Consider the following 6,000-nt stretch of genomic DNA (forward strand, 5'->3'; position numbering starts at 1 on the left):
CGCTCCGCGTCCCCGATCACATCGACTCGGCTTTGAGGTACCGGCGCATCGCCGGCAGCTCCTTGAGGACCATCACGACAGCGCCGACCGCGACCAGCCCGAGCATCACCCGGACGGCGACCGCGCCGCCGCACGTTCGCTTCCTCATCCCCCCGCTCCCTCCTGTGCGAGTTCCCCTGTCAATTCCTCCGCCAGCAGCCGCTCGACCAGCGCGGCGGCCTCCTCGACCGCCGCGCCGACCGGCGCGCTGAGCCTCATCTCCCAGGTGGCGTCCGTGGTCCGCGCCGACGGCTCGCACGCGACGAGCAGGATGCGCGGCGGGACCGGACCGTTGTCCCGGGCCAGCCGCAGCACCTGCGCCGGGTCGAGGCCGTGCGCGTCGACGGCGACGCCGCCGAAGTCGTCCGGGCCGGGCTCGACGAGCGACACGGTGCCGGGCGCGTGGCCGCGCTCGGCCGCGTCGACCAGGATCGCGGCCCGGTAGCCGTCGCCGAGCGCGTACATCAGGTCGATGCCGCGGATGCCGAAGTCGACGACGTCCACGCCGGGCGGCAGCGATCGGGTCGCCAGCAGCCGGACGACCTCCACGCCGAACCCGTCGTCGCCGTGGAAGACGTTCCCGATCCCCGCGACGAGGACCGTGCGGGACGGCGCCTCCCCGGGCAGCGGCTCGACCTCGTCCGGCCGGACGAAGAAGCGGTGCCCGAGCTGGTTGTAGGGGCCGAGGTCGCGGCCCGGGTCGTCGTCCAGCGCGACGACCAGGTGCACCCCGCCCTCCATGTCCTCCTCGACGCGCTCGACGACGGCGGTGCGGCCGACGAGCGCCAGGTCGAAGATGTCCGCGCCCCCGCGGGGCCGCAGCCGGACCCGGCTCCCCGGAGCCGCCTCTCGCCCGCCCGCGTCGCCGTTCTCCCCGCTCACCAGACGTCCTTCCGCGGATCCCGCAGCGTGCCGTGCAGCGCGAGCAGCTCACCGGACGACAGCGCGCCGCACCGCTCCAGGATCCGCCGCGCCTTCGGGTCGGTCGCCGCCACCTCCCGCCGCTCCTCCTCGGTGAGGGTGAGCACGCTGAGGATCAGCAGCTGGTCGATCTCCGTCCCGTCGAACAGGTCGCCGGGGCTCTCCGGCGCCACCTGCGGCCAGTCGTAGAGGACGATCGGCGCCGCGAGGACGGTGTCGCGACTTCCCGGCTCCCCCGCGAGGACCGGCCACAGCCCGTCCCTGCCGCACTCGGCGGCCGCCTCCGCGAGCCGCTCCGGCGGATCCGTGAGCGACGCGAACGCGCCCCCGCCGGTGCGCGCCACGACATGCGCGCACAGCATCCCGGCGCGGACGGCGTCCTCGCGCTCCTCGGCGGCGCCGGTGTTGACGACCTCGACGCGCAGCCGCACCGCGCCGTCCCCGGCGGGCACGGCCGAGACCTCGACCCGCCCGTCCACCCGCTCCCACGAGCGGACGAACCGCACCCCGCCGCCTCCGCACGGCGCCTTGCCGTCCACGGGCTCCTCCTCGGCGCCCGCGGCCACCTCGACGGGGACCCGGACGGGAGCGCGCACGAGGCGCTCGACCGCGATCGGGCCGCTGGTGAGCTCGCGCTCGCGGGCCTCCTGCCAGGTGGTGTGGGTCTCGTCCCCGGTGCTGATCTCGTCCACGGGCGTGTCGCCGTGCATCACCTGGCGGTGCACCGCGTGCAGGAACCGCAGCGTCACCTCGACCTCGGCGCCGGGGCCGGCTTCGAGGAGGAACTCGGCGTGAACCCTCCACCGGTCGCCGTTCCGCTCGGCATGGCCGCGCGGGTAGACGCCCCCGATCGTCCAGCGCTGCCGGTTCTTCAAGGCGGACCGGCGGTACGGCCAGAGGAGGTACCCCTCGTAGAGGACGGTGTCCGCGATCGCCCTCAGGCGGTCCACTCTTCCTCCTCGCGTCGCTTCTCGGCGTGGCGCAGCAGCTCGTCGACCGTGTCGTCGAACGAGGAGTGCGCGCGCCGGGCCCGGTACGCCGACAGGCGGCCGAAGCAGTCGTCGTCCAGCCGCAGCCAGCGGGCGGTGCCGTAGTAGCGGCCCATCAGGTCCCGCCACACCTGGAGGGGCAGGTCGCCGGTGGCCTCGTGATGCCACGGGATCTGCCCGGTGCGCAGCGCGCCGTCCTCGCCCGGGTAGAAGACCGTGCCGTTGAAGGCCAGGTCGAGCGGGACGTCGCCGCCGCCGAGCGCGTGCAGGTACCGGTCGGCCGCGACCTGCATGTCGTGCCCGCACGGCAGCGACAGCGCCGCCTCCGTCCCGCCCCGGAACGTCGGCACGGTGGCGCCGACGCGCGCCCAGGTCAGGCCGCGCAGCGACCGGTCCCACATCTCCGGCGGGCCGAACACCCCGGCGAGCCGGTCGCGCTCCGCGTCGTCGTAGCCGCGGCGCGCCGCCGCGATCGTCACCGTCGTGGTGAGCAGGACGCACTGGACGGGCCCGCCGTCCAGCCGCCGCAGCCCGATCCGCAGGCTCAGCGTCGGCGTCGCCGCGAACCTCTCCGGCTCGATCCCGAGCAGGTCGAGCCCGAGCTCCGGTGTCTCGCTCATCATGCTGTGTCTCCCTGCGGGGGGACGGCCCCCCACGCCCCCCGGTCCGCCTCGCTCATGCCGGTGACAGATTCGGCATGGAGTCGAGGATCGGGCCGTGCGTCTCCGGGTTGATCCCCGTCGAGCGGGCCGCGGTGGACGTCCCGTCGGGCAGGTGCCCGACCTGCTTGTCGTAGTTGCCCGTCCGGTTGCCCTCGCGGACGCCCCGCGTGTGCGAGGGCTTGTCGGGACTGACGTCGGGCTTCCCCACTCTGATCATCGTGTTCCCCTCTTCTCCCCGGCGGCCGCCCGGGCCGCCCTCAACTCCGTGAAGAACTCGCCGAGGTGTTGCCAGACCGCCCCGCCGCCGCTGAAGCCCGTCCAGTGCTCGCGCAGCAGGGCGGTGAGCCGGTAGCAGTCGTCGATCGGGAGGATCCAGTGCTCGGCCGCCTCCCGCGCCCGGTGCACGACCAGCGCCTCCACGTCCGGGCGCAGCTCCGCCAGGACGGGGTTGGCGTCGACCAGGCGCCGCCAGCTCCCGGCGTGGACGGCCGCGTGCAGCGCCCCCGCCGGGCTCGGATAGCGGGCGGTGACCTCGCCCGTCCCGGAGACGGAGAAGAAGGCCAGGTCGACCGGGACGCCGAGACCCGCCCACAGCGGGCCGTCCAGGTGGAAGCCGGTCAGCTCGCGCCGCCGGTCCGGGACGAGCCGGTAGTGCCGCCCGCCCGCCGCCTGCCCGTCGAACAGGACGGTGCACGCCCCGCACGCGCACAGCAGCTCGCCCTTCTCCAGGTCGAGCAGGTGCCGGTGCGCGCCGTGCACGGGTTCGGCGCACAGCTCGCACCGCTCCACGGCCTCGCCCGGCGGCGGCGCCGGGCGCGGCGGAGCCGAGGCCAGCGCCGCCAGCCTCGGCGTGGAGAGCCGTTGCGTCATGCGCGGCTCCGCACCTGGTCCAGGGTGATCAGCACCTTCTCCGGCGCGGGCGCCTCGATCTCGACCCGCTCCAGTTCCGGCGCCGCGGCGAGGGCCGCCCGCTCCACGGCGTCCAGCACCGGGCGCGGCGCGGCGGCGCGCCCCTCGGTCGCGGCCCTCAGCCGCACCGTGTCCCCGTCCACCCCGGTCAGCTCCACGGACGTGCGGTGCTTGGCCAGGAACCCCTCCAGCGCGGCGAGGGCCCGCCGGACCCGCGCCTCCGGCGTCTCCGGGTGCAGGCCGTGCATGGCCAGCAGGTGGCAGACCAGCTCGTCGCCGGTCAGGTCCGAGGCGTCCGCGCAGCGCCGCACGATCCGGTCGAGGGCCTCCCCGTACAGCTCCACCAGCGCCTGGACGGCCTGGTGCGCCCCGGGGTCGAGCCCGTCGAGCAGCCCTTCGAGGCGCTGGACGTGCTCGCGGACGCGCTCGTCGTCCCAGCCCATCAGTGGCCCTCCTGGGCGCCGAACATCGGCGAGTGCCGCTTCTCGATCGTCCGGCCGTTGCCGACGTACATGTGCACGCCGCAGGGCAGGCACGGGTCGAAGCTGCGGACGGTCCGCATGATGTCGATGCCCTTGAAGTCGTCCGGGCCGTTCTCCTCGAAGATCGGCTGCCCCTGGACGGCGTCCTCGTACGGGCCGGGCGTGCCGTAGGAGTCGCGCGGGCTGGCGTTCCACGGCGTCGGCGGGTACGGGTGGTAGTTGGCGATCTTGCCGTCGCGGATGACGAGGTGGTGCGAGAGCACGCCGCGGACCGCCTCGTGGAACCCGCAGCCGATCGCCTCGTCCGGGACGTCGAAGTCGGTGAACACCTTCGTGCGCCCGGAACGGACCTCGTCGAGGGCCTTCTCGGCGAAGTACAGCGCCATCCCCGCCGCGTACGCGATGAAGTACACGCGAGCCCGGTCGCGCTCGATGGTGTTGGCGTACTGCGGCGGCGTCCACTCCAGGTTGACCTCCGGCATGCCGGGGGTCTTCGGCAGGTCGATCTGGACGCTGTGCCCGGTGGAGCGGACGTACGGGGTGTCCACCTCCCCCGCCAGCGCGGTCGACCACAGGCGGGCGAGCGGCCCGCCGCCGGTGTCGAGCGCGAGGTGGTCGCCGGTCTCCGGGTGGCGCCAGCGCGGGCTCATCACCCAGCTGTACTTGCCACCGTCGTTGAGGTCGCGCTTCTGCGGGTTCGGCAGCGTCGTCTGGTTCCACGGGTGCCGCTGGTCGATCGGGTTGCCGAGCGGGTCCTCCTTGACGAAGGTCTCCTCGTTGGCCCAGTCGTCGTAGTAGGAGCTGCCGAGCAGGATCCGCATGCCGAGGTTGATCTCGACCAGGTCCGTCGTGACGAGCTGCCCGTCCACGACGACGCCCGGGGTGACGTAGGCGGCCCGCCCCCACTCGGACATGTGCCGGTAGTCGTAGTCGACGACGTCCGGGTTCTGGAAGGCGCCCCAGCAGCCGAGCAGCGTCCGCCGCCGGCCCACCTGGTCGTAGCCGGGCAGCGCCTCCAGGAAGAAGTCGAAGATGTCGTCGTTCATCGCGACGGCCCGCTTGATGAAGTCGAGGCAGCGCGTCAGCCGGACGAGGTAGTCGGTGAACACCTGCGGCGTCGCGACCGTCCCCACTCCGCCCGGGTACAGGGTCGACGGGTGGACGTGGCGCCCCTCCATCAGGCAGATCATCTCGCGGGTGATGCGGCTGAGCTGGAGGGCCTCCTTGTAGACCGAGCCCTCGAACGGGTTGAACGCCGTCATGATGTCGGCGATCGTGCGGAACCCGTGGACGGAGCCGCGCGGCGCCTCGGTGTTCTTCGCCGTGGCCAGCAGGCTCGGGTTCGTCTCCGCGACCATCCGCTCGCAGAAGTCGACGAAGACCAGGTTGTCCTGGAACAGCGTGTGGTCGAACATGAACTCGGCGGCCTCGCCGAGGTTGATGATCCAGTCGGCGAGCGGCGGCGGTTTGATCCCGTACGCCATGTTCTGGGCGTAGACCGAGCAGGTCGCGTGGTTGTCGCCGCAGATGCCGCAGATCCGGCTGGTGATGAAGTGCGCGTCGCGCGGGTCCTTCCCCTTCATGAACACGCTGTAGCCGCGGAAGATGGACGAGGTGCTCCGGCACTCGGCCACCTGCCCGTTCGCAAAGTCGATCTTGGTGTAGATGCCGAGGTTGCCGACGATCCGGGTGATCGGGTCGAACGCCACCTCGACGAGCCCCGCCTGCGTGGCGGCCCGTTCGCCGCGCGTCTGCGTCCCCTGCTTCATGACTCGCCCCGCTCCATGAACTCGCCCCTGTTCCCTCGCCCGCCGCCGTCCGTCGGCGCGGCCGTCCTGCGTTCGTGTCCTCGCCGGTCAGGCCGTGCCGCGCCGGGGGGGGCCCCCCCCGCGCGGGCGCCCCGCACAGGGGGGGGCCCCGGGGGGGGTTGCCGCGGGTGAGCCACGGCCCGGTGTTGGGCCACAAATGCGGCCCGGTGGCGCCCGTGTAGGTGTTGGG

Annotated in this window: 8 protein-coding genes; all 8 read right to left on the minus strand. The window is 73.5% G+C overall.

Features of this window, described 5'->3' with window-relative positions; all coding sequences use genetic code 11:
* Window positions 1–16: 16 nt before the first annotated feature.
* The 8 genes from ABWI04_RS31225 to ABWI04_RS31260 are packed head-to-tail and all read right to left on the minus strand — an operon-like array spanning window position 17 to window position 5,771.
* On the minus strand, window positions 17–148 hold the full coding sequence (locus ABWI04_RS31225) for a DUF6893 family small protein (RefSeq protein ID WP_345173450.1): 132 nt from the start codon (window positions 146–148) through the stop codon (window positions 17–19).
* Window positions 145–921 (minus strand): hydrogenase maturation protease, encoded by a 777-nt coding sequence (locus tag ABWI04_RS31230; protein WP_353834672.1) that lies wholly within the window; start codon window positions 919–921, stop codon window positions 145–147. The genes ABWI04_RS31225 and ABWI04_RS31230 overlap by 4 nt, the downstream gene beginning before the upstream one ends.
* On the minus strand, window positions 918–1,910 hold the full coding sequence (locus tag ABWI04_RS31235) for a hypothetical protein (protein ID WP_345173447.1): 993 nt from the start codon (window positions 1,908–1,910) through the stop codon (window positions 918–920). Before ABWI04_RS31235 ends, ABWI04_RS31230 begins: the two co-directional genes overlap by 4 nt.
* Window positions 1,898–2,572 carry a DUF6084 family protein gene (locus ABWI04_RS31240; protein WP_353834673.1) on the minus strand — a complete coding sequence of 225 codons (675 nt, stop codon included), beginning with the start codon at window positions 2,570–2,572 and terminating at the stop codon, window positions 1,898–1,900. The genes ABWI04_RS31235 and ABWI04_RS31240 overlap by 13 nt, the downstream gene beginning before the upstream one ends.
* Window positions 2,573–2,624: 52 nt before the next feature.
* Window positions 2,625–2,828 (minus strand): hypothetical protein, encoded by a 204-nt coding sequence (locus ABWI04_RS31245; RefSeq protein WP_345173444.1) that lies wholly within the window; start codon window positions 2,826–2,828, stop codon window positions 2,625–2,627.
* Complete coding sequence (locus ABWI04_RS31250) at window positions 2,825–3,481, minus strand: DUF5947 family protein (RefSeq protein ID WP_353834674.1); 657 nt, start codon at window positions 3,479–3,481, stop codon at window positions 2,825–2,827. The genes ABWI04_RS31245 and ABWI04_RS31250 overlap by 4 nt, the downstream gene beginning before the upstream one ends.
* Window positions 3,478–3,963: a NifU-related iron-sulfur-binding protein gene (locus ABWI04_RS31255; protein WP_345173441.1), complete on the minus strand. Its 486-nt coding sequence runs from the start codon at window positions 3,961–3,963 to the stop codon at window positions 3,478–3,480. Before ABWI04_RS31255 ends, ABWI04_RS31250 begins: the two co-directional genes overlap by 4 nt.
* Window positions 3,963–5,771 (minus strand): nickel-dependent hydrogenase large subunit, encoded by a 1,809-nt coding sequence (locus tag ABWI04_RS31260; protein WP_345173439.1) that lies wholly within the window; start codon window positions 5,769–5,771, stop codon window positions 3,963–3,965. Before ABWI04_RS31260 ends, ABWI04_RS31255 begins: the two co-directional genes overlap by 1 nt.
* Between the last annotated feature and the right edge of the window lie 229 nt (window positions 5,772–6,000).

The organism is Actinomadura sp. NPDC000929 (assembly GCF_040492065.1).
GTDB lineage: Bacteria > Actinomycetota > Actinomycetes > Streptosporangiales > Streptosporangiaceae > Spirillospora > Spirillospora verrucosospora.

Excerpts from the sequence above, each read along its gene's own strand:
- ABWI04_RS31225 (WP_345173450.1), bottom strand. The coding sequence starts at position 148 with ATGAGGAAGCGAACGTGCGGCGGCGCGGTCGCCGTCCGGGTGATGCTC.
- ABWI04_RS31245 (WP_345173444.1), bottom strand. The coding sequence starts at position 2,828 with ATGATCAGAGTGGGGAAGCCCGACGTCAGTCCCGACAAGCCCTCGCAC.
- ABWI04_RS31250 (WP_353834674.1), bottom strand. The coding sequence starts at position 3,481 with ATGACGCAACGGCTCTCCACGCCGAGGCTGGCGGCGCTGGCCTCGGCT.
- ABWI04_RS31240 (WP_353834673.1), bottom strand. The coding sequence starts at position 2,572 with ATGATGAGCGAGACACCGGAGCTCGGGCTCGACCTGCTCGGGATCGAG.
- ABWI04_RS31255 (WP_345173441.1), bottom strand. The coding sequence starts at position 3,963 with ATGGGCTGGGACGACGAGCGCGTCCGCGAGCACGTCCAGCGCCTCGAA.
- ABWI04_RS31260 (WP_345173439.1), bottom strand. The coding sequence starts at position 5,771 with ATGAAGCAGGGGACGCAGACGCGCGGCGAACGGGCCGCCACGCAGGCG.